A 23,492-nucleotide genomic window follows, 5' to 3' on the forward strand; every position below is an offset into this window, starting at 1 on the left:
AATTTATTGTAAATAAAATACTATATTTACCCTAAACCTTAAAACATTTACCACATGAAAATTATTGAAAAATTAGGAGCTCAAAAATTATCTAAACAAGAACTTAAACAAATCAATGGAGGAAATGCTCCAGAGTGCTATGGCATAGCTTGTATCGTTGGATTTGATGAAACCAGAAAACCTATTTGGGAATGTTTTCCTTCAGGAACTAAATGTCCGCCAAGAGGCTAATACACTTTTGTGTATTGAAGAAAAGGAGTCCAATATTGGGCTCCTTTTCTTTTTGAATTTAATAAACAATCTTTTTACAAGGGAAATCCATAAAAAATAAAAACGGCTCAAACTTTTTAAGCTTGAGCCGTTTTATTTTATCAGAATCGTTTTCTTAGAATCCTAAATCTTTTTTCACATCAGCAGTAATGTTTGGACCATCAGCTAATAAAAGAGTAGAACCATCTAAAACATATTGAAAACCTTTAGCTTTTCCAACTTTTTGGATAGAAGCTCTTACTTTTTCCATTAATGGTTTTACTATATCAGTTTCTTTTTGTTGAAGTTCTTTTTGAGCATTGTCTCTGTAATCAACAATTCTTTTTTGCATATCCTGAACTTCTTTAGAACGATCTCCGTTTACAGCTTCAGTTACAGTTGCAGCTTCTGCTTCATACTTTTTGATTTTAGTTTGATATTCATCAACCATTTTTTTGTATTCAGCATCATATGTACCACTTAATTTTTGCAGTTGATTTTGAGCATCTAACATAGCAGGCATTTTCGACATGATCTCGCTAACATCAACATGGGCAACCTTCGCCTGTGCGTTCATTGTATTACTTGCTCCTAAAATAAGTATTGCAGCAATTAGTAAAGTTTTGATTTGTTTCATCATTTTTAAAATATTAATTAATTATTGGTCGTATTTGTTTTTTGTGTTTCGGCTTCTTTTGCTTTTTTAGCCGCTTCTCGTTCTTCGAGTATTTTTTTTCTTCGTTCTTCTAATTCTTTTTTGCGCTGTTCATACAGTTTTTGTCTTTCTGCAGCTTTGTCTACTACCGGCTCTGTTGTTTCAGGAGTTGTAGTTGTAGTAGAGGCAGGCTTAGCGGTTTCTCCAGTTTTAGCAGCTTCAGCAGGTTTTGACGTTTCAGTTGTTTTAGCAGCTTCTGTTGCTGTTTTAGCAGTTTCAGAAACCGTGCCATTTTTTTTGGCTTCTCTTTCAGCCTGAATAGCTTTTCTTCTGTCATCGTATTCTTTTTTCTTAGCTTCCTGCTCCAGTCTTCTGTCTTCAATAAGCTTTTCTCTGGCTGTTCTTTTTTCATCTAATGCTTTTTGACGATCAGCCATTGCCGGATTTTCATCAATTGCATTTTCTTTACTTTCTTTAGCTTCCTGATCTTTCAGCTGTTTTTTAGTCAGCTGTTCTCTTTTTTCTGTTCTGTTTAAGATACGTATAACCTGATCGCTGATATCAAATCGTTTATTGCTGAATAGCATTGTCAAATCTGATGACTTATCAAAAATAAAATCATAATTCTTTGCTTCTGCAATATCCTGAACAGCAGTAAAAACCTGATCTTGTATTGGTTTTGCTAATGCTGATTTTTGTCGAATTAAATTTCCGTCAGCACCAAACTGTTTTTGCTGATAATCCAGCATCTCATTTTCAAGGAACTTAATTTCAGTTTCTCTTTCGTCTATTAATTCTTTTGTCAATAAAGCTTTTTCAGCTTTAAGGTTTTCCTTAAGAGTATTAATATTTAATTTTTTGGCTTCTATTTCTTGTTTCCACTTTTGAGCTTTGATCTCTAATTGTGATTTTGCTTCTTTATAGTCAGCAACATTTTCTAAAATATATTCCATATCAATGTAACCAATCCTAGTCGTCTTACCTTGAGCCTGACTTGTATTTGCTACAATCAAGGCTAAAAATATAAATAAAACTTGTTTCTTCATAACATTACTTTTATTTCTAAATTTTTAACCAAATGTACTAAACTTTGTAATAAAATTAGCACTAAAATTGTTGTCCAATAATAAAATGTGTTTCCCAGCCATTAGCCTTGTTTGTGGTAGACCCTGGAAGAGCATCAAACCCGTAACCAAAATCTATACCCAATAATCCAAATGCAGGCATAAACACACGTAAACCAGCACCAGCAGAACGATTCAAATCAAACGGATTGTAATCTCTAAACGTTGGATATGATGAACCAGCTTCTAAAAACGTTAATGCATAAATAGATGCAGACGATTTCAGTGTAATAGGATAACGTAACTCCATAGAGAACTTATTGTAAATGGTTGCTCCAATCTGCTGACCGTATCTAGAACTAGTTCTGTCTTCGATAATTGGTGTAAGCGAGTTATTTGGATAACCTCTTAACTGTATTGTTTCTCTACCATCCATAGAGTAGTTGGCCATACCGTCTCCTCCTAAATAGAAACGCTCAAACGGAACAACTCCTCTTGCCTGATCGTAAGCTCCCAGGAAACCAAATTCGGTTAATGTTCTTAAAACTAATTTACCATATACTTTAGTATACCAGTCAGCTTTAAATTTTACTTTATAATATTCTAACCAGTTGTATTTCTTTTGATCGACTTTTCCAACATCAGTGTCAGCACTTTTAAAATCTGATCCAACACTCACAGTTCCTGACTGACCATTAATTGTTTCAGTTTTAGTATAATCACCAGTATTAACAGGAAGACCATCCGCACCAGTATACATTGCACCGGTATTCTGCATTTTATATTCTTTCTGGTTCGATAAATCACTATAATTAATATTATTGAACAAAGAATATGGAGGTGTTACTTTTGCTGAGATGCTAAATTCAGAACCATAAGTTGGGAATATTGGGTTAACCCCTTTATTACTTCTTGAAATTCCTATTGTATAGGCAAGGTTTCTTGAAGCTCCGTTACCAAAAGTAAATAATCCTGTATAGTAATTATTCAAATCATAGTGCTGATAACTAACAGATTGTGAAAGTACAAAATAATCATCTGGCACTGTAAGACGCTTAGCTAAACCAACCTGTACTGTAAAAATATTAAAACTTTGGTTTCTGTCAACGTCTCTGGTTGCGTAATTGTAATTGAACTGTTTACTATACGATATAGATGAACTGAATTGTACTGGTTTTTTACCTCCAAACCATGGTTCAGAGAATGATAAACTGTAAGTCTGGAAATAGGTACTTCCTTGTAAACGAAGTGCTACTTTTTGACCATCTCCCATTGGTAATGGTTTATAGGCATCTTTATCAAATAATTTTCTTGCAGAGAAATTGTTGAAAGATAAACCTAAGGTTCCAATGAAACCTCCACCGCCATAACCTCCCTGAAGCTCAACCTGGCTAGATCCTTTTTCTACTAATTGATATTCGATATCAACAGTTCCAGCTGCTGGATCTACGTTTCTAAATTCAGGTTTAATAGCCTCAGGATCAAAGAATCCTAACTGACCAATTTCACGAATTGTTCTAACTAATTCTTCTTTGCTGTATTTGTTTCCTGGTTTAGTTCTTAACTCACGGTAAATTACGTGGTCATTTGTTTTGTCGTTTCCGGTAACGTAAATTTTGTTGAAATAGGCGATAGGCCCTTCCGTAATTCTAATCTCAAAATCGATAGTATCGTTAACTGTTTTTACCTCTACAGCATTAATTTTAGAGAATAAATAACCATTGTTTTGATATAAGTTTGTAATGTCTTCTCCGTCTGGTTTTGTGTTGTCAGCGATTCTTTTTTCTAACAATACACCATTATAAGTTTCTCCTTTTTTAATACCTAAATAACGGTTTAACTGTTGATCTGAATAGACAGTATTTCCTAAAAACTTAATGTTTCCAAAGTAGTATTTGTTTCCTTCTTCAACATTAATTTTAATCGCAAGCATATTTTTCTGTTTATTATAAGTAACAGAATCATAAATAATACGTGCATCACGATATCCTTTTTCTTTGTAAGCAGCAATAACTTTTTCTAAGTCAGTCTTGTATTTTTCCGGAATGAATTTAGAAGCTTTAAATACACGCAGCAGATTTTTCTGTTTTGTATCTTTCATAGCAGCTCTCAACTTAGTATCAGTAAGTTGTTTATTTCCAATGAAATCAATACTGCTGATTTTAACTTTATCGCCTTTATCAACCCTTACAAGCATATTTACCTGATTTCCGGCAGTGCTGTCAGGAGTTGTTGTAATGACAACTTTGGTGTTATAAAAGCCGTCTTTTTTATATTTATTTTCAATATAATTTTTGGTGGTAGTAATTAAGTTTTCGTTGACTATTTTGTTTTTAGTCAGGTTGTTATCCTTAATTAATCCTTCGACTTTACTTTTCTTAACACCAGTAAATTTTACCTCGTTTAACTTTGGAAGTTCGACAATATTTAAGTCTAAATAAATACTGTCATTTTGTACTTTATTAATATAAAAAGAGATTTCGTCAAAAAGTCCCAGTTTTCCTAATTTCTTAATAGCGCCAGTGATTTCTTCCCCGGGAACGGTGATTTCCTGCCCAGTCTGAAGACCTGAGAAAGTTACAACAGTTTGCTCATTGAAGCTTATTTTACCAACAACAGAGACTTTAGCTAGAATGTATTTTTTTCCTTGATCAAAAGGAACTCTATCTTGAGCTTTAATTTGTGAAAAACTACCCAGCATTAAAAGGGTACAGACTATTTGTGGTATTCTTTTTTGTAACACTAAAAATTTATTTAATTTGTTCACTGGTTTTTCCAAATCTACGTTCTCTTTTTTGATAACTAATAATAGCCTCATATAAATCTTGATCTTTAAAGTCTGGCCACAAGACATTAGTAAAATACAATTCTGCATAGGCAATCTGCCAAAGCAAAAAATTACTTATTCTATGTTCTCCACTTGTTCGTATTAATAAATCTACGTCAGGTAAATTTTGCGTGTAAAGATGCTCATTTATAATTAAATCGTCAATAGTGTCTATTGAAATTATATTATTTTTAACTTTATCACTTATTGTTCTGACAGCGTTTACTAATTCTTCTCTGGAACCATAGCTCAAAGCAAGTGTTAACGTAAGTCTGGTATTGTTTTTAGTTTTTTCAATTACATCTAAAAGCTCTTTTTGTGCCGTTTTTGGTAATTTATCAAGATTACCAATTGCATTAAGCCTAATATTATTTTCCTGTAGTGTAACTAGCTCTTTTTTTAAGGAATTGATCAATATTTTCATTAAAGCTTCTACCTCTAATTTCGGACGATTCCAGTTTTCTGTAGAAAAAGCATACAAGGTTAAATACTTAATACCAAGTTTAGCACAAGTAGTAATTGTTTTTTTTACAGATTTAGTGCCGTTTTCATGTCCAAAAGCTCTCATGAAGCCTTGTTGTTTAGCCCAGCGCCCGTTTCCGTCCATTATAATGGCCAGATGTTTAGGTAAGTTTGATTGATCTATAGAGTCTAGTAAATTCATTATGTATTATTCTGCGCAGTAGCAAGGTTTTTGTCCAAAGGTATAGCTTAAAGTTATACCCGAAAAGACATACCAGTCATTATTATTTAAATTTCCAAATTTTTTGATAGATGTATTGCTGGTGTCAGGATTACTGCCGTCGATATTATCGGTAAAAGTATATCTGGCTCCAACTTCGGCACCTATAATAAAATGAGGCGTTACATTTGATTTTATCCCCAAAGTCATTGGTATTGCAAAAGAATTTGAATTAATCTTCTGCGTTACATTCGGACTGGTTTCATAACGGTACAACCCATCATAAAGGAAAAAGCTTAAACCTGAATATATATAAGGAGTAACTTTTGTATGATAATCATGAAGGTTGAAATCGAAAAAATTGAATTCTAAACCGGCAGAAAACTCTTTTACGTCATTTTCAAATCGATAACCTCTGTTGCTGCGTCCTGTTTCATCTGAATCTAAATCGTTTCCAAGAATAGTAGATTGTGTATAAGAGAAACGGTAAGAATGTCTCGGGCTTTTATTCCATTTATATAAAACGCCTAAAGCCAGTTTGTCTGGTTTAATGTAAGTTGTACTTCCCACATCACCAACAAAGTTACTTCCGCCAATAAAAACACCAAGCTCATTTATCTGAGCATTTAGCGTAATAAAAGGGAAAAAACATAACAATAAATTAAAAATTTTCTTCATTTAATTCAGAATTGCGTGCAAATATAATAATTATCGATACGAATCAAAGTTCCTTTACATAAATGTGCCTCTTTTTCAATTTACATTATGATTTTGAGTCATTTAATGATGATTCGCTATATGCAGAACGAGAAAATGTGGTATTATCGTATAGTGATGAAAAATAAAAGAGTTTAATTTCTCTTGTCTTCTCCCCAAAGCAGTTTGTTCCTTAGTGTTTTGAGGAAAGTTTCGCCGGGAATTTCAACCATTTTTAGTTTATAATCTGTTTTTTTAATTTTTAGGATTGATTCATTTTTTACAGAAGAAATTCTGGAATCTAATGAAACTAAATATTGATCTTCTCTTCCTGTTACTCGTAAAGTAATTTCAGTGTCGTCTGGAATAACAAGTGGTCTGGCGGTTAGATTATGAGGGGCTATTGGTGTAATTACTAAACTTTTTACATCAGGGGTTAAAATAGGACCACCGCAGCTTAATGAATATCCTGTTGAACCGGTTGGCGTAGAAATAATCAATCCGTCTGCCCAGTATGAATTTAGATATTCGTTGTTTAGATACGTTTCGACTGTAATCATTGAAGTCGTATCTTTTCTGCTCACGGTAACTTCATTCATGGCAAAATTAAGTTCTTTAAAAGCTTCATTATAAGGTTCGCAGGTTAAACCTAATAAAGTTCTTTCAGAAGTTGTATAATTTTGGTCTATAACATATTGAAGTAAAATGTCGATATTCTCTTTTTGAACTTTGGCAAGAAATCCTAATCTTCCGGCATTTATACCTAATAATGGAACACCCGAATTACGAACAAAAGCTGCAGCTCTCAAAATGGTACCATCGCCGCCAATACTAATCAGCATTTCAAAACTATTATCTAAAGCAGTATTTGGAGCAAAAGTTTTGTATTCTTTTTTTACAAGCTGTTTCTCATAAAGCATATTCAGGAAGTTTTCTTCAATTACCATTTCTACATCATTGGAATTGAAAAAAGAGAAAATGTCTTTTATAATAGGTTCGGTACTGTTTTGATAATATTGTCCGTAAATGGCTATTTTCATTTGATGTTTAATCGATTTTTTGTTTAATTGTTTAATCGTTAATTTTCTTCGTTAAAACGATTAAACAATTAACCGATTCAACAAACAATACTATATATTAAGATATTTGTCTAAATAATCAGAGCGCTCTTTCAAGCTGTTAATATAAGTGTCTTCCTGATGTTCTGAAATAATTTCATAGCCATATCTTCTGTATGTCTGAATGATTTCATTCATAGCTCCCAGACCTATTTTAACTGTAATCTGAACATTTTCTACATCGGCTTCAGAAATAAAACAGCCCAAAATTTTGCCATTATTACTTTCTACAATCTGCGTTACTTCGCTCATAGAATAATCAAGCAGTCCTTTTTGAACGATAATAATACCTCCTTGTTCTTTTAAAAATGGAGTTTCCTGAAAAAATCGCATTATATCTTCCATTTCATAATATCCTACATAGATATTATTTTCGTCAAGAATCGGAATAATATTGGTATGGTTTTTTGCGAAAACTTCCAAAACATCAAGCCAAATCATCGATTTTCTGGCAAAAAAACGTTCCAGCGTATATTTGTAATCAATGGCTTTTTTGTCTGTGTCAAACGTTTCAACATCATCAGCAGAAATGCTTCCGATGAAAATCCCATCTTCTAAAATCGGAAAATGAGAAAAATTTACATCAATAAAAAAGTCCTGAATCGAGGCTATCGTTTCCTGACTATCAATCGCTCTGAAATCATTTGTGATATAGTTTGTAATTTCTGTCATAAATCAATCGAAGATATTTGATGCAAAATAATCAAAAAATACCAAAAACTGCTGCGTTTTACTTTGTATTTTTGTCGTAACAAATATAGTGTTACTTGAATTAATTATCTATTTATATGACAAAGTTAAGTGTTAATATCAATAAAATTGCAACGCTGAGAAATGCACGAGGCGGAAATGTTCCTGATTTATTAAAAGTTGCTGCCGATATTCAGCGTTTTGGAGGGCAGGGAATTACGATTCATCCTCGTCCGGATGAGCGTCATATTCGTTATCAGGATGCACGTGATTTAAAAGCAATTGTTACTACCGAATATAATATTGAAGGAAATCCACAGCATAATTTTATTGATTTAGTTTTAGAATGCAAACCAGATCAGGTTACTTTAGTGCCGGATGCCATTGGTGCTATAACCTCTTCGGCTGGCTGGGATACTATTAATAATCAGGCTTATTTAAGTGAAGTTATTCAGGAATTTCAAAGAAACGGAATCAGAACTTCGATTTTTGTTGATCCGGTTTTAGAAATGATTGAAGGAGCAAAAAAAACAGGAACTGACAGAATTGAATTATATACTGAAGCTTTTGCACATCAATATGAGTTAGGAAATAAAAACGGAATTGATCCTTATGTAAAAGCGGCAGAATTGGCAAACGAATTAGGTTTAGGAATTAATGCCGGACACGATTTAAGTTTAGATAATATTCAGTTTTTTAAACAAAATATTCCGGGATTGTTAGAAGTTTCTATTGGACATGCTTTGATTTCTGAGGCGCTTTATCTTGGTTTGGATAATGTTGTAAATATGTATTTAAATAAATTGAAGTAATTCTTCAATAATCTAAGTTGTTTGATAATGATTACAAATCAAAGTCCATTGTTTTCTGAAATAAGAGATATTATTCTTCAATCACGGCAGCATGTTTTCAGGATGGCAAACTCAGCTTTACTTGAAACATATTGGGGAATTGGAAAAGTGATAATTGAGAATGAACAGAAAGGAAAAGATCGCGCAGATTATGGTAAATCAACTTTAAAGAATTTAGCAAATCAGCTTACATTAGAATTTGGAAAAGGTTTTGATGAAAGAAACTTAAATAATATGCGTGCTTTTTATAAGTCATTTCCAATTTGGAACGCATTGCGTACTGAATTAAGCTGGACGCATTATAGATTATTGTCCAGATTAAATTCCGAAGAGAAAATAAATTATTATTTAAATGAAAGTGTTCAGAACAACTGGAATAGCAGAACATTGCAAAGACAGATAAACTCTTTGGCTTTTGAACGTGTTTTAGAGCATAGTAGTGTTAAAGAAAAGCCGGAAACAATTCAAAATTTAATAAAAGACCCATATATTTTTGAGTTTTTAGGGCTTTCATCTGAAACAAAAAATTCCGAAAGAAGCATTGAATCCTCAATTATAAATCATTTGCAGCAATTTTTATTGGAGTTTGGAAAAGGTTTTGCTTTTGTAGCAAGACAACAACATATTGTAACTGATACTTCTGATTTTTATATTGATTTAGTTTTCTATAATTACATTTTAAAATGTTTTGTAATTATTGATTTAAAAACCGGTAGTTTATCACATCAGGATATTGGGCAAATTGATATGTATGTTCGCATGTATGATGATTTAAAAAGAGTAGAATCGGATCAGCCCACAATAGGAATTTTGCTTTGTTCTGAAAAAGACGAAACAATTGTAAAATACTCTGTTCTGGCAGATAAAAAAAGTGTTTTTGCCAGTCAGTATTTATTATATATGCCAAAAGAAGAGGAATTAAAGGCATTAATTGAAAGCGATATTCAAAAATTTGAATTAGATAATAAAGAATAACCTAAGATAAAAATAAAATGTTATACTCAAAAATAGAAGGCGAAGGAAAACCATTTATCATCATGCACGGATTTCTGGGAATGTCTGATAACTGGAAAACATTAGCAGGACAATATGTCGAAGCGGGATTTCAGGTTCATATTTTAGATTTGCGAAACCACGGTCGAAGTTTTCATTCAGATGAATGGAGTTACGAAGCCATGGTTCAGGATGTTTTTGAATACTGTCAGGCAAATAATCTAACAAGAATTGATATTCTTGGGCATTCGATGGGAGGAAAAGTAGCTATGCTTTTTGCAACAACACATTCTGAAATAGTAGATAAATTAATTGTGGCAGATATTGGACCAAGATTCTACAAACAACACCACCAGGATATTTTGGCAGGTTTAAATGCGGTTGATTTTTCTGTAAAACCAAGTCGAAATGATGTTGAAGCGATTGTTTCGCAATATGTTTCTGATTTTGGTACACGCCAGTTTTTATTGAAAAATTTATACTGGAAAGAACCGGGGCAATTGGCATTTCGTTTTAATCTTGAAGTTTTTAATAATAATCTGGATGCAATTGGTAAACCTCTCCCTGATCATTTAGTTTTCGAAAAACCAACTTTGTTTATAAGAGGAGGAGAATCAGGTTATATTGTTGAAGCTGATTTGGACGGAATTAAAGCACATTTTCCAAATTTCAAATTAGAAACCATTCCAAATGCCGGACATTGGCTTCATGCCGAAAATCCAAAAATGTTTTTTGAATTGACAACGGAGTTTTTAAAAGAGTAGTTATTTTTGATAAAAAATTTAGTACTTTTAATTAAATTTTAAATCAGAAAAAACCATGAATTTATTACTTAGACTTCTCGTTACTGCTGGCTTGGTTCTGTTGTTATCTAACCTTTTGTCAGGGGTTCATGTTGCTAGTTTTGGTACAGCTGTAATTGTTGCAGTAGTTTTAGGATTGCTGAATCTTTTTATAAAACCAATTTTAGTACTATTGACACTTCCGGTAACGGTTATAACACTGGGCTTGTTTTTATTAGTAATTAATGCTGTCATTATTTTGTTATGCACTAATATTGTAGGCGGTTTTGCAGTAGATTCTTTCTGGACAGCACTTATTTTTAGTATTATCCTGTCTATACTACAGTCAATTACTTATAAAATACTGGGAGACGATAAATAAAACAAATGAAGGAGATTAAAACTGCTTCAAATACAATAAATTAAAAACTTGGTTGGGTTGCAAAAATTTTATAATTTTGCAACCCAATTTTATTATGTAAATTAAAGAAGAAGATGGATATTAAAAGAGTAGCAATAGACGCTGTAAACGAGACAATTGTGATGAACGTTGTTCACATGGATTATAAAGGTCAAGTAGCAAAAAGAATTAACGAAAAAATGCCTTTAGCGCAAGTAAAAGGATTTAGAAAAGGGGCTGTGCCTAAAGATCTTGTTGAAAAACAATACGGAAAAGCTATTAAGCAGGAAGAGATCAAAAAAGTAGTTGATTTGGCTTTAGAGCGTTATATTCAATCTGAAAGATTAAATCTTTTAGGAACTCCTCTTCCTAAAGAAAATGAAAACCTTGATTGGAATGCAGAAGAATTAACTTTTGAATTCGAAATTGGTTTAGTGCCAAACTTCGAAATTGATCTTGAAGCTAAAAATAATATCGTAAAATATATCGTTACTGCTGACGATAAATTAATCGACGGACAAGTAGAGCGTATCCAAAAACAATTTGGAAAAGCTGTTCCACAAGAAGTATCTGATGCAAAATCTGACTTAACCGGAACTTTCTCAAGCGAAGCAAACGGAATCAATAATACAACTACAATTGCTGTAGATGCATTCAGCAAAAAAGCTCAAAAACAATTCACAGGTAAAAAAGTTGGAGATGTTGTTACAGTAAGCACAAAAGGTTTATTTGATGACGATCACCAATTAATGGATTACTTAAAAGTGGGTCACGAAGGTGTTCACGGTTTAGATGTTGAAGTAAACTTCACTATCGAAGCAATCAACGGTTCTGAACCAGCTGAATTAAACCAGGAATTATTTGACAGACTTTTTGGTGAAGGAAAAGTAGCTTCTTTAGAAGATTTAAAATCAAAAATTAAAGAAGATGCTGAAGCTCAATTTGCACAGCAAGCAGACCAAAAATTATTATTAGACGTTCAGGATTTCTTAATCGAAAACACAAAATTTGATTTACCAGCTGAATTCTTAAAAAGATGGTTACAAACTGTTGGAGAGAAAAAATTAACTGCTGAAGAAGCTGAAGTTGAATACGCAAGATCAGAAAAAGGTTTACGTTTCCAATTAATCGAAGGAAAAGCTTTAGCTCAAAGCAATATCCAAATTACATTTGAAGACTTAAAAGCTTTTACATCAAACGCAATTAGACAACAAATGGCTCAATTTGGACAAACAAACCCAACTGACGAAGAAGTAGAAGGAATCGTGGCTAGAGTTTTATCTAACCAGGACGAAGTAAAAAGACTTTCTGAGCAAGTTGTAGCAGCTAAGATGTTAGATATTTTCAAAGAAAAAGCAAACCCAACAACAAAAGAGGTTACTTACGAAGAATTTATTGCTGCTTCTTACGGAGAATAAACCCAGTCTAAAAGTCGAAAGTTATAAAGTCAAAAGATAAGAAATACACTTTTTTAAAATTAAGATTTTATTACAGAAACTGAAAGATAAAAATAATTATATTTGAACGTCAATGGAAGTTTTTCTTCTGTTGACGTTCTTTTTTTGTTTCAGGTTTCAAGCTGGTAAACGTTTCTTAGTTTAAAAAACTTAGAATCTTAGTACCTTAGAATCTTAGCATCTTAAAAAAGAAGACAAATTGACATCCTTTATAAAAAGGTATGAACTTTGTTTAATTCGTTTAAGTCACTTTTGACTTTAGACTTTTCAACTTTAAACTAAAAATATGAACTACGGTAAAGAATTCAAAAATTTTGCTACAAAGCACCACGGAGTAAACAGCTTGTATTATGACAAAATCATCAGCGCAATGACGCCGACGAATTTAACTCCAAATATTATTGAAGAACGTCAATTAAATGTTTCGATTTTAGATGTTTTCTCAAGATTAATGATGGACAGAATTATCTTTTTAGGAACAGGTATCGACGACCAGATTGCAAATGTGGTACAAGCGCAGTTGTTATTCTTAGAAAGTGCTGATGCATCAAAAGATATCCAGATTTATTTAAACTCTCCGGGAGGAAGTGTTTATGCAGGATTAGGAATTTATGACACTATGCAGTACATCAAACCAGATGTAGCAACAATTTGTACAGGAATGGCAGCTTCTATGGGAGCAGTTCTTTTATGTGCAGGAGCAGCAGGAAAACGTTCGGCTCTACCACATTCTCGTGTAATGATTCACCAGCCATCAGGAGGAGCACAAGGTGTTGCAACAGATATGGAAATCAACTTACGTGAAATGTTGAAATTAAAAGATGAATTATATCACATCATTTCACAGCATTCAGGACAATCTTTCGAAAGAGTTCACAAAGACAGTGAGCGTGATTACTGGATGATCGCTGACGAAGCGAAAGAATACGGAATGATTGATGAAGTATTAAGAAGAGGATAATTTTTAAAGTTTAAATTGTTTCAGGTTTCAGATTTCAAGTTCCGTAGATAACGTGCCAGCCTGAAACCTGAAACTTGAAACAAAAAATAAAATATTAAGCTGTAAGGAGTTAAGTTTTAAAGTTTTAATTTAAAAAAGCTTAAAAACTTAGTATCTTTGCAGCTTAATAACTTAAATAAAGAATGGCAAAAGTAGTTTTAGAATGTTCGTTTTGTGGAAGAAAAAAGCCAGAAACTAATTTATTAATAGCCGGTATCAATGCACACATATGTGATAAATGTATTGAGCAGGCACACGGAATTGTTTTAGAGGAATTAAAATCAAGTGGAAGTTCAAAACTTGTTGGCGATTTAATTCTGAAAAAGCCAAAAGAAATCAGAGCTTTTCTGGATCAATACGTTATTGGTCAGGATCAGACAAAAAAAGTTATGTCAGTTGCCGTTTACAATCACTACAAACGTTTAATGCAGCAGCAATTAGACGATGAAGTAGAGATTGAAAAAAGTAACATCATTATGGTGGGTCAAACCGGAACCGGAAAAACATTGGTAGCAAAAACAATTGCTAAAATGTTAGACGTTCCTTTGGCTATTGTTGATGCAACTGTATTAACAGAAGCAGGTTATGTAGGAGAAGATGTCGAAAGTATTTTGACACGCTTATTACAAGCCGCAGATTATGATGTAACTAAAGCAGAAAGAGGAATCGTATTTATAGATGAAATAGATAAAATTGCACGTAAAAGTGATAATCCATCGATAACACGTGATGTTTCTGGTGAAGGAGTTCAGCAAGCTTTATTAAAATTATTAGAAGGAACTGTTGTAAACGTGCCGCCAAAAGGAGGACGTAAACACCCGGATCAAAAATTTGTTGAAGTAAATACTCAAAACATTTTATTTATCGCCGGTGGTGCATTTGACGGAGTAGAACGTATTATTTCAAAACGTTTAAATCGTCAGGCAGTTGGATATTCGACTTCTAAGAATGTAGATAATATAGACAAAGACAATTTGTTACAATATATAATTCCAAAAGATATTAAAGATTTTGGATTAATTCCGGAGATAATTGGTCGTTTACCAGTTTTAACGCACATGGATCCTTTAGACAAAGAAACTCTTCGTGCGATTTTAACACAGCCAAAAAATGCATTGGTAAAACAATATCAGAAATTATTCTTAATGGATGAAGTTGAATTCAGCATTACAGATGAGGCTTTAGATTTTATTGTAGACAAAGCATTAGAATACAAATTAGGAGCTCGTGGATTACGTTCGCTTTGTGAAGCAATCTTAACAGATGCGATGTATGAGTTGCCAAGTTCTGATGATAAAGTTTTATCTATCGATAAAGATTATGCAGAACATACTTTAAGTAAAAACTTATTGAAGCGAATGGAAATTGCTTCTTAATTGAAATACTATCTTTGTCAAGGTTTAAAACTTTGACAAAGCTTACTTCTAAACCTGTTCATTTGTTGAACAGGTTTTTTTTATGATCTAAAATCACTGAACCCTAAATTTCTCCCGATATTCAATAGGTTTCATTCCAACCATCTTATAGAATACCTTTCTAAAAGCTTTAGGGTCATTGTAGCCTGTTTTTTCGATAATTTCTGAAATCGAAAGCTGAGTCTGCTCCAGATATTTTTTTGAGCTTTCAACCCTAATATTCTGAAGATACTCGATTGGCGGAATTCCGGTAACTTGTTTAAAACGTCTTGTCATGTTTCTGGTACTGGTTGGAATATCTTTGGTAATTTCTTCCAGTTTTTCAATACTATGATACTGACTTTCTATTTTTTGCTGCAGCATTGCAACCAAAGTATCATTGTGCAAATGATTCGGTCTGAAAGTACTGAAATAACTTTGCTTGTATCGGTTTAAATCAATAGAAAAAATCTTAGCAATCTGTACAGCAATCTCATTTCCACAATATTTCTGAACCAAAAGAATTAGCAAATGAAATGTTGAGGTCGATCCGCCGCTGGTATACAAACTTCCGTCTGCCGTTAAAGTCTCATCAGGTTTTAATTTCACCATCGGAAACGCTTTAGTAAAAGCACTACAGGCATCAACATGTGTAGTGGCCAGTTTCTCATTTAATAATCCTGAAGCCGCAAACAAAAAAGCACCCGTACAAAAACTAGCCAGTTCAGCCCCAGTTTGATGCTGTTTTTGCAGCCACGGAATAAATTTCTTGTTTTTAGCAATCATTTCACTCATATTATCAGTCGTAAAAGCCGGAATTAAAATTAAATCCAAATTTTTTGAAGATTCGATAGAATGAATTTCATATCCAAACAAATTTTTCTGATCAATTTGTTCAGCCGATTGAAAAACCATAATTTCAAATGGTTTTACATTTTCCTTGCTTAACTTATTTGCCGTTTCAAAAACTTCCAGAATAGCAGCAATACTTAACAATTTATAATCGTGAGGCACGATTAAGCCTACTTTTTTGCTCATGATTTGTGGTTTTTGGAAAATTACTTTCTAAACAAAAGTAGGGATTTTGTCTTAAATGCCCCTAAAGTTGACTTTTAAAGTATCATAAACCACGTGTTAAAACTCTAAATTTGTTATAAATAATTGTAATTTTATATATCATGGAAACGAAAATGTATTTAAATCTGGCCGTAAAAGATCTAAACAAGTCTGTAAAATTTTTCAATGAATTGGGGTTTTCTACAAATCCGAAATTCACAAATGAAAAAGGAGCCTGTATAGTTATTGGTGAAAATATCTTTATCATGCTTTTGGTAAAAGAGTTTTATCAAACTTTTACTGATAAGCAGATTTGTGATTCTCATACAACCAGCGAAGCCCTTATTTCTATTTCTTTAGAATCAAGAGAGGAAGTTAATGAAATGGTCGAAAAAGCAGTTAAAGCCGGAGGGACAGATTATAAAAGGGAACAGGATTATGGATGGATGTACCAGAAAACTTTTCTTGACCCGGACGGACATCATTGGGAAGTTTTCTACATGGATGAAAGTCAGATTCCGGATCAGATGTAATGAGTTTAAAATTGAAAAAAATGATTACGGTTCAGAACACAATTAATACATCTATAGATAAAGTTTGGGATTTCTGGACTTCCCCCGAACATGTTATCAATTGGAACACACCATCGGCGGAATGGCATACTCCACATGCTGAAAATGATATTAAAACAGGAGGAAATTTCAAATATAAAATGAGTGCGAAACATAATAGTGAAAGTTTTGATTTTGAAGGAGTTTATACTAATGTAGAGAAAAATAAAGTTATAGAATATAAACTTTTTGATAACAGAACGGGAACTATACATTTTGAGATTATAGATGACAAAGTTCGGCTAACAGAAATATTTGAGCCGGAAAAATCAAATCCTGAAGATATGCAGAAAGAATGGTGTCAGGCAGTTATTGACAATTTTAAAAAGTATGTAGAAAATTTCAAATAAGTATAATTTTAAATAGATAAATAAATGATAACAGTACAGAATACAGTAAACGCATCGATTAATAAAGTTTGGGATTTTTGGACATCACCAGAACACATTACAAAATGGAGTTTTGCTTCTCCTGACTGGCATACGCCCTATGCCGAAAATGATGTAAAACAAGGAGGAAAATTCAAATCGACTATGGCAGCAAAAGACGGCAGTATGAGTTTTGATTTTGAAGGAGAATATACTTTCGTTGAAGAAAATAAAACAATTAAATACGTTATGGCTGACGGAAGAAAAGTTGAAATTTTTTTTAAAGAAACTCTTGACGGAGTAGAAGTAGTTGAAAGTTTTGATCCAGAGTCGCAAAATCCAGAAGAAATGCAGCGCGGCGGCTGGCAGGCTATTCTGGATAATTTTAAAAATTATGTAGAGAATAATTGAATCTTTTAAGGTTTCAAAGGTTCAGAGTTTCAAAGTTTTTTATTTTAAAATAAGAGTACTAAGCCCCAAGCTAAAATAGTCTTAGATTACTAATATGGTTTCAAAAAAAAATAACGAAAAACATCAAAACAATGACGAAACAAATTTGGTTAAATCTGCCCGTGAAAAATGTGGCAAAAGCAAAAGATTTTTTCTGGAAAATAGGTTTTTCTTTCAATGAACAACATGATACACCAAGTTCTACTTGTATGGTTGTGGGAGAAAATCATTTTGTTGTAATGCTCTTTGAGGAAATTCTTTTTTCTGGTTTTTCTCAAAATGCAGTTACAGATACAAAATCCAGTTCAGAAGTATTGATTTCTATTGATGCCGAGAGCAGAGAAGAAGTGGATGAACTGGCAAAAAAAGTAGAAGAAGCAGGAGGAACTGTTTTTGCCTCACCAGCCGAAAGTCAGGGCTGGATGTACGGATTTGGTTTTGCCGATTTGGATGGTCATCGCTGGAATGTTTTATATATGGATTTTGCTAAACTATCTTAATTATGGAAACTTTAGAATTTACAGTAAAAATCAAAGCACATCCAGATAAAGTCTGGAAGGTTTTGTGGGAAGATGAAACGTATAAAAAATGGACTGGAGCTTTCTGTGAAGGTTCTTATGCAGAAAGTAATTGGAACGAAGGAGACAAAATACATTTTATGTCGCCAGGCGGAGAAGGAATGAACAGCGTTATCGAAAAGAAAATTCCAAATGAATACATGGCTTTTAAACATGTAGGTGAGATAAAAGATTTTAAAGAAGTGCCGTTAAATGAAGAAACAAAAACGTGGACTGGTGCTATGGAAACGTATCGTTTAATTCCGGAAGATGAATTTACAACCCTGATTGCAAATGTAGATGTAATCGAAAAACACATTGATTATTTTAAAGATGCTTTTCCGAATGCATTGGAAGCCGTAAAAGAACTTTCTGAGAATTAATCCAATTTTATAAACAACAAACAATTAAAACATAAAAACATTATGGCAGCAATTAATCCTTATTTAATGTTTAACGGAACTTGCGAAGAAGCATTCCTATTTTACAAATCAGTTTTTGGAGGCGAATTTCCTTATATCGGAAAATATAAGGATGCTCCGGCAGAAGAAGGAGAACAGCTTTCTGAAGAAGCTTTAAACCGAATTATGCACGTTTCACTTCCAATTGGAAATACCATTTTAATGGGAAGTGACAGTCATCCGCGATATGGAGATGTAGGTTTTGGGGATAATTTTTCAATTTCAATTAATACAGAAAGCACAGAAGAAGCAGACAAAATCTTTAACGGACTTTCAGCTGGTGGAAAAGTTGAAATGCCTATGAATAAAACTTTCTGGGGCGCTTATTTCGGAATGTTCAAAGATAAATTCGGAATAAACTGGATGGTAAACTTTGACGAAAACCAGCCAAACAAATAATAAATAAAGTTACGTTATTCTAATAGCGGAACAGAATTGTTAAATTACTCGAAAAAGCGCATGAATATGCCCTTTTTCTTTGCAAAAAAAACAAAGATTATTCTTTTTTATCACCAAGAGATTGCCGATTTTTGTCGCTTCAAAATCAATAAAGATAAAATGGCAGTAGAGGATAAAGAAATTATTTTATTAAAAGTTTCAGGACACGATAAAATAGGGGTTACAGCAGGTTTAACAGCTGTATTGGCAGCTTATGATGCTAATATTTTAGATATCGGTCAGGCCGATATTCATGACACACTTTCTTTAGGGATTTTATTCGAAATTGCTGCAGGTTCTTCATCGGCACCGGTTTTAAAAGACTTATTATTCAAAGCTTACGAATTAGAGATAAAAGTAAAATTTATTCCAATTTCGATCGAAGACTATGAAAAATGGGTGAAATCACAGTCTAAGCAGCGTTATATCATTAATATTTTAGGCGAAAAACTAGCAGCATCACAATTGGCAGCAGTTACTAAAATAATGTCAGATCAAAATTTAAATATCGATTCCATTATACGTTTAACCGGAAGAACTTCAATTGTAGAAAAAGAAGAATATCCGCGTTCATGTATTCAGTTGTCTGTAACGGGTGAAATTGTAAATAAAATTATCATGACAGCAAGTTTTATGGAAATTTCAAGAACGCTGAATGTTGATATTTCTTTCCAGGAAGACAATATTTACAGAAGAAACCGCCGTTTAGTTTGTTTCGATATGGATTCAACTTTAATTCAGACAGAAGTTATTGATGAACTGGCAGAATTAAATGGAGTAGGAGATCAGGTTCGAGCTATTACAGAATCGGCTATGAATGGTGAAATTGATTTCAACGAAAGTTTCAAAAAACGTATGGCTTTATTGGAAGGCTTAAGTGAAGAAGTACTTCAAAAAGTGGCAGTAAATTTACCAATTACCCAAGGTGCACATCGTTTGATGAAAGCTCTGAAATATTACGGATACAAAACAGCTATTCTTTCAGGAGGATTTACTTATTTTGGAGAATACCTTCAAAAAGAATTAGGAATTGACTACGTTCACGCAAATAAACTGGAAATTAAAGATGGTAAACTAACCGGGAAATATCTGGGTGATATTGTCGACGGGCAAAAGAAAGCCGAGTACTTAAAAGCAATTGCAGAAAAAGAAGGAATTCATATTAATCAAACTATTGCAGTTGGAGACGGTGCAAACGATTTGCCAATGCTAAACTTAGCCGGCTTAGGAATCGCTTTTCATGCAAAACCAAAAGTAAAAGAAAGTGCTTCAACTTCAATTTCTAGTTTAGGTCTTGATGGCGTTTTATACCTTTTAGGATATCACGATCGATATATTGATATGATGTAATATTATTGTCACCCTGAGCGAAGTCGAAGGGCTTTCACGTCGAAAAGGGCTTCGACTTCGCTCAGCCTGACATCGAAATAAAAAATAAAAACCTTAGTTTTCAATTAAAGACTAAGGTTTTTTTATGAGCATGCCTTTCAGGTTAATCCATCATATATCAAAAGCAAAATCTACTTTTGTTCTAACATGATACCCTTCGTGTTCTCCACAAAGCCATTTAGGAGAATTTTCTAATATTTTCTTAAGTGATTTTTTTATTTTGATTCCAGCGCCTTTTATAACCTTAACATCTGTTATCGAGCCGTCCATCTCAACAATAAAGCTTGTTTTAATTTGCTCTTTGCTTTTATCAATATCGGACTTTTTTAAATTATCTTTTATATATTCAATAAACTTTTCCTTTCCACCAGGAAATTCAGGCTTTACTTGAACGGTTTCAAAATCATAAAGCTCTTTTTGAATTGGGCTCAATGGTTCAATATTTTGTGATATTAGGTTTTGAGTAAGTATGATGAAAAGAAGTAAGATGTATTTTTTCATTTTTGTTTTTAAAATAGATCAATTAATTGAGGTTACTGTTTGGAATTACATCTCCTTCAACTGCTCTAAATAATCTCTTTGATTAGAAAGTCTCGGAATTTTATGCTGTCCGCCCAATTTATCTCGTTCTTTCAGCCAGTCATAAAATAAATTCTCGCGAGCCACATTAATAACTAAAGGATTTAAAGTCATATTATTGTAGCGTTTCGCCTCGTAATCAGAATTTAAAGTCTGCAGAGTTTCATCCAGAACTTTTTGGAAAAGACCTACATCAGCCGGATTTTTCTTGAATTCAATCATCCATTCGTGCGCGCCTTTTTCTTTATCCTGCATAAAAATAGGAGCAACTGTATAATCAATAACTTCAGTTTGAGTGATTTGGCAGGCTTTCGCAATGGCCTGATCGGTATTTTCAACCATTAATTCTTCCCCAAAAACATTAATATGATGTTTGGTTCTTCCCGTAACTCGAATTCTATACGGATTTAATGAAGTAAAACGAACCGTATCACCAATTAAATAACGCCATAAACCGGAATTTGTAGTAATAACAATGGCGTAGTTTTTATTCAATTCTACATCGGCCAAGCGAACCACTTTTTGATTTGGAGTTCCAAAAGTTTCCATCGGAATAAATTCATAGAAAATTCCGTAATCCAACATCAGCAATAAATCACTTGAATTATTCAAATCCTGAATTGCAAAAAAGCCTTCAGACGCATTATAGATTTCGTAGTATTTAAAATCTTTGCTTGGTAAAATTTTCTTGTATTGTTCTTTATAAGGAGAAAAACTCACACCGCCGTGAAAGTAAACTTCAAGATTTGGCCAAAGTTCCAATAAACTCTGTTTGCCAGTGTTTTCCAGAACTTTATTCATTAAAACCAGCATCCAGGAAGGAACTCCGGCAAAACTGGTTACATTTTCATTTTTAGTTTCATTAATAATCGCTGCGATTTTAGTTTCCCATTCGCTCATTAACGAAGTTTTACTGCTTGGCGTGCTACTGAATTCAGCCCAAATAGGCATGTTTTCAATCAAAATTGCCGACAAATCTCCAAAGAAAGTATTATTGTTTTCGTAAATCTGAGAACTTCCGCCCAAGCGTAAACTCTTTCCAAGAAACAATTCAGAATCTTCATTATTATTTAAATACAAACACAGTAAATCTTTACTTCCTTTATAATGACAATCTTCAAGAGCTTCATTACTTACCGGAATAAATTTGCTTTTTGCATTAGTTGTTCCGCTAGATTTGGCAAACCATTTTATAGGTGTTTCCCAAAAAACACCTTGTTCGCCCTGACGCGTACGTTCGATCAAAGGCTGTAATTCTTCATAACTTGCAATAGGAACCCTTTCGGCAAAAGTTTGATAAGAGTTTATAGAAGCAAAATCGTATTTTTTCCCGATTACGGTATTTTCCGAAGCCACCAATAAATTATGCAATAGTTCTTCCTGAACTTCATTTGGGTATTTTAAAAAAAGTTCAATTTGATGTATCCTTTGTTTCAGGACCCAAGAAGCGAAAGAGTTAATTATTGATAAAGGCATGGGTAGATTTTAGATTTTAAATTGCTGATTTTAGATTTATATTTTACGATTCGTGCAAATTGAAACTTAAAATTTGAATATCCATCAGCAAATATTAACTTTGTCATTGTATCAAAAATAGTGTTTTTTTGTAATAAAAACCACTACTTAGAAACGAAAGATTAACTCAAAAAATGATTTTGAATAATTAATAAATCAGAGAAATCTAAAATTTAACATCTAAAATCTTCAATCTTAAACTAATGACATATCAAGGCGTACTAACAAAAATGCAAACTGAACTTGGAAATCCAATTCAATATTATTTAGTTTTTGAAGATAGTTTTCTAAATGTAAATCAATTATTAAACAAAGAGATTGAGATAAATTTTACAGGTTACCAATGTTTGAACTGTAATAAAAAGAAAAAAATATTCAGACAGGGTTTTTGTTATGACTGTTTTTATTCAAGCCCGGCTGTAGGCGACTGGATTATGAGACCTGAATTGAGCACGGCACATTTAGGAATTGCTGATCGTGATTTAGAATATGAGCAAAAAGCACAATTACAGCCTCATATCGTTTATTTGGCTTTTTCAAGCGAAATAAAAGTGGGAGTTACACGCAAAAGCCAGGTACCAACAAGATGGATTGATCAGGGAGCAACTCAGGCAATTGCAATTGTTGAAGTACCAAATCGTTATCTGGCAGGAATTACAGAAGTGGCGCTAAAAGATCATTATGTAGATAAAACCAATTGGAGAAAGATGCTTCAGTGTACAGCGGAATCATGTGATTTAATTTTTGAAAAATCAAAAGTTGAAAATTTAATTCCGGCTGAGGTTAAGGACTATTTCTACAGCCAGAAAAATGACGTTTACGATTTGAATTATCCTGTTTTATATTATCCCACAAAAGTTGCAAGTTTGAATTTAGATAAAACACCTTCCTTTCAGGGAAAACTGGTTGGAATAAAAGGCCAGTACTTAATTTTTGAAAACGGAGCCGTATTTAATGTCCGCGGATCAGAAGGATATATGGTCAATATAAACGTCTAGACTTTTAGGTTACTTATCGATTTTTATCGACTCCCTGTCTATGTTTTGTTGGTTATAATGTTAATTGTTGTACTTTTATTTCGTGCAAAAGCATAAAAAATGAAATTATTGATAACATTTGATTACAATTTTGTAATAAATGCTTATTGATAAGATTTAATTTCGAAAGAAAAAAGAGTCTATATTTGAACACAAAAGTGTGGAAATAACGC

Annotated in this window: 26 protein-coding genes; 16 read left to right on the forward strand and 10 right to left on the reverse strand. The window is 32.9% G+C overall.

Translation table 11 applies throughout. From position 1 onward, the window contains the following. The first annotated feature begins 54 nt into the window (after window positions 1–54). The gene (locus ABDW27_RS15620; protein WP_343696747.1) at window positions 55–231 is read left to right on the forward strand and encodes a bacteriocin; all 177 of its coding nucleotides are present in this window, start codon (window positions 55–57) and stop codon (window positions 229–231) included. 154 nt (window positions 232–385) lie between these two features. Here the strand turns inward: ABDW27_RS15620 and ABDW27_RS15625 are convergent, their stop codons facing one another. The 7 genes from ABDW27_RS15625 to ABDW27_RS15655 all read right to left on the reverse strand — a co-directional run bounded on the left by ABDW27_RS15625 (window position 386) and on the right by ABDW27_RS15655 (window position 7,963). Next, the gene (locus tag ABDW27_RS15625; protein ID WP_177178064.1) at window positions 386–889 is read right to left on the reverse strand and encodes an OmpH family outer membrane protein; all 504 of its coding nucleotides are present in this window, start codon (window positions 887–889) and stop codon (window positions 386–388) included. Window positions 890–903: 14 nt separating this feature from the next. Then, window positions 904–1,950 (reverse strand): OmpH family outer membrane protein, encoded by a 1,047-nt coding sequence (locus ABDW27_RS15630; RefSeq protein ID WP_343696748.1) that lies wholly within the window; start codon window positions 1,948–1,950, stop codon window positions 904–906. Window positions 1,951–2,011: 61 nt separating this feature from the next. Beyond that, window positions 2,012–4,786, reverse strand: a complete 2,775-nt coding sequence (locus ABDW27_RS15635; protein WP_343696749.1) for a POTRA domain-containing protein — start codon at window positions 4,784–4,786, stop codon at window positions 2,012–2,014. Then, window positions 4,719–5,459, reverse strand: coding sequence for an isoprenyl transferase (locus tag ABDW27_RS15640; protein ID WP_343696750.1), 741 nt, complete (start codon window positions 5,457–5,459; stop codon window positions 4,719–4,721). Before ABDW27_RS15640 ends, ABDW27_RS15635 begins: the two co-directional genes overlap by 68 nt. Before the next feature lie 6 nt (window positions 5,460–5,465). Then, window positions 5,466–6,155: a DUF6089 family protein gene (locus tag ABDW27_RS15645; protein WP_343696751.1), complete on the reverse strand. Its 690-nt coding sequence runs from the start codon at window positions 6,153–6,155 to the stop codon at window positions 5,466–5,468. Between the two features lie 173 nt (window positions 6,156–6,328). Next, a complete protein-coding gene (locus ABDW27_RS15650; protein WP_343696752.1) occupies window positions 6,329–7,213 on the reverse strand; it encodes an NAD kinase in 885 nt (294 codons plus the stop codon). Window positions 7,214–7,303: 90 nt separating this feature from the next. After that, a complete protein-coding gene (locus ABDW27_RS15655; protein WP_343696753.1) occupies window positions 7,304–7,963 on the reverse strand; it encodes a CBS domain-containing protein in 660 nt (219 codons plus the stop codon). A gap of 116 nt (window positions 7,964–8,079) precedes the next feature. Here ABDW27_RS15655 and ABDW27_RS15660 point away from each other — a divergent pair, with 116 nt between their 5' ends. The 7 genes from ABDW27_RS15660 to clpX all read left to right on the forward strand — a co-directional run bounded on the left by ABDW27_RS15660 (window position 8,080) and on the right by clpX (window position 14,840). Beyond that, window positions 8,080–8,793, forward strand: coding sequence for a pyridoxine 5'-phosphate synthase (locus tag ABDW27_RS15660; RefSeq protein WP_343696754.1), 714 nt, complete (start codon window positions 8,080–8,082; stop codon window positions 8,791–8,793). A 27-nt stretch (window positions 8,794–8,820) separates the two neighbouring features. Further along, window positions 8,821–9,807 carry a PDDEXK nuclease domain-containing protein gene (locus tag ABDW27_RS15665; RefSeq protein WP_343696755.1) on the forward strand — a complete coding sequence of 329 codons (987 nt, stop codon included), beginning with the start codon at window positions 8,821–8,823 and terminating at the stop codon, window positions 9,805–9,807. Window positions 9,808–9,824: 17 nt separating this feature from the next. Continuing rightward, window positions 9,825–10,589 carry an alpha/beta fold hydrolase gene (locus ABDW27_RS15670; protein WP_343696756.1) on the forward strand — a complete coding sequence of 255 codons (765 nt, stop codon included), beginning with the start codon at window positions 9,825–9,827 and terminating at the stop codon, window positions 10,587–10,589. 55 nt (window positions 10,590–10,644) lie between these two features. Further along, window positions 10,645–10,989, forward strand: a complete 345-nt coding sequence (locus ABDW27_RS15675) for a phage holin family protein (RefSeq protein ID WP_343696757.1) — start codon at window positions 10,645–10,647, stop codon at window positions 10,987–10,989. Window positions 10,990–11,102: 113 nt separating this feature from the next. Beyond that, on the forward strand, window positions 11,103–12,425 hold the full coding sequence (locus tag ABDW27_RS15680; RefSeq protein WP_343696758.1) for a trigger factor: 1,323 nt from the start codon (window positions 11,103–11,105) through the stop codon (window positions 12,423–12,425). Window positions 12,426–12,750: 325 nt separating this feature from the next. After that, window positions 12,751–13,425, forward strand: a complete 675-nt coding sequence (gene clpP / locus ABDW27_RS15685) for an ATP-dependent Clp endopeptidase proteolytic subunit ClpP (protein ID WP_229354478.1) — start codon at window positions 12,751–12,753, stop codon at window positions 13,423–13,425. A 182-nt stretch (window positions 13,426–13,607) separates the two neighbouring features. After that, window positions 13,608–14,840, forward strand: coding sequence for an ATP-dependent Clp protease ATP-binding subunit ClpX (gene clpX / locus ABDW27_RS15690; protein WP_343696759.1), 1,233 nt, complete (start codon window positions 13,608–13,610; stop codon window positions 14,838–14,840). Window positions 14,841–14,933: 93 nt separating this feature from the next. Here clpX and ABDW27_RS15695 read toward each other — a convergent pair whose 3' ends face one another. After that, window positions 14,934–15,896, reverse strand: a complete 963-nt coding sequence (locus ABDW27_RS15695) for a helix-turn-helix domain-containing protein (protein ID WP_343696760.1) — start codon at window positions 15,894–15,896, stop codon at window positions 14,934–14,936. Between the two features lie 140 nt (window positions 15,897–16,036). Between ABDW27_RS15695 and ABDW27_RS15700 the strand changes: the two genes are divergently transcribed. The 7 genes from ABDW27_RS15700 to serB all read left to right on the forward strand — a co-directional run bounded on the left by ABDW27_RS15700 (window position 16,037) and on the right by serB (window position 20,149). Continuing rightward, window positions 16,037–16,447, forward strand: a complete 411-nt coding sequence (locus tag ABDW27_RS15700; RefSeq protein WP_343696761.1) for a VOC family protein — start codon at window positions 16,037–16,039, stop codon at window positions 16,445–16,447. 20 nt (window positions 16,448–16,467) lie between these two features. Next, on the forward strand, window positions 16,468–16,875 hold the full coding sequence (locus ABDW27_RS15705) for an SRPBCC domain-containing protein (RefSeq protein WP_343696762.1): 408 nt from the start codon (window positions 16,468–16,470) through the stop codon (window positions 16,873–16,875). A gap of 24 nt (window positions 16,876–16,899) precedes the next feature. After that, window positions 16,900–17,304, forward strand: coding sequence for an SRPBCC family protein (locus ABDW27_RS15710; protein ID WP_343696763.1), 405 nt, complete (start codon window positions 16,900–16,902; stop codon window positions 17,302–17,304). Between the two features lie 131 nt (window positions 17,305–17,435). Continuing rightward, a complete protein-coding gene (locus ABDW27_RS15715) occupies window positions 17,436–17,843 on the forward strand; it encodes a VOC family protein (RefSeq protein ID WP_343696764.1) in 408 nt (135 codons plus the stop codon). 2 nt (window positions 17,844–17,845) lie between these two features. Continuing rightward, window positions 17,846–18,283, forward strand: a complete 438-nt coding sequence (locus tag ABDW27_RS15720; protein ID WP_343696765.1) for an SRPBCC domain-containing protein — start codon at window positions 17,846–17,848, stop codon at window positions 18,281–18,283. 42 nt (window positions 18,284–18,325) lie between these two features. Further along, window positions 18,326–18,760, forward strand: a complete 435-nt coding sequence (locus ABDW27_RS15725) for a VOC family protein (RefSeq protein ID WP_343696766.1) — start codon at window positions 18,326–18,328, stop codon at window positions 18,758–18,760. Between the two features lie 159 nt (window positions 18,761–18,919). Further along, entirely contained in the window at window positions 18,920–20,149 is a 1,230-nt protein-coding gene (gene serB, locus ABDW27_RS15730) for a phosphoserine phosphatase SerB (RefSeq protein WP_343696767.1), read from the forward strand. Between the two features lie 150 nt (window positions 20,150–20,299). Here the strand turns inward: serB and ABDW27_RS15735 are convergent, their stop codons facing one another. Next, window positions 20,300–20,689 (reverse strand): hypothetical protein, encoded by a 390-nt coding sequence (locus ABDW27_RS15735; protein WP_343696768.1) that lies wholly within the window; start codon window positions 20,687–20,689, stop codon window positions 20,300–20,302. Between the two features lie 45 nt (window positions 20,690–20,734). Beyond that, a complete protein-coding gene (locus ABDW27_RS15740; protein ID WP_343696769.1) occupies window positions 20,735–22,243 on the reverse strand; it encodes a GH3 auxin-responsive promoter family protein in 1,509 nt (502 codons plus the stop codon). Between the two features lie 242 nt (window positions 22,244–22,485). Between ABDW27_RS15740 and ABDW27_RS15745 the strand changes: the two genes are divergently transcribed. Continuing rightward, window positions 22,486–23,280 (forward strand): DUF2797 domain-containing protein, encoded by a 795-nt coding sequence (locus ABDW27_RS15745; protein WP_343696770.1) that lies wholly within the window; start codon window positions 22,486–22,488, stop codon window positions 23,278–23,280. Window positions 23,281–23,492 lie beyond the last annotated feature (212 nt).

It is taken from the genome of Flavobacterium sp. (genome assembly GCF_039595935.1).
In the GTDB taxonomy this organism is placed as follows: Bacteria; Bacteroidota; Bacteroidia; order Flavobacteriales; family Flavobacteriaceae; genus Flavobacterium.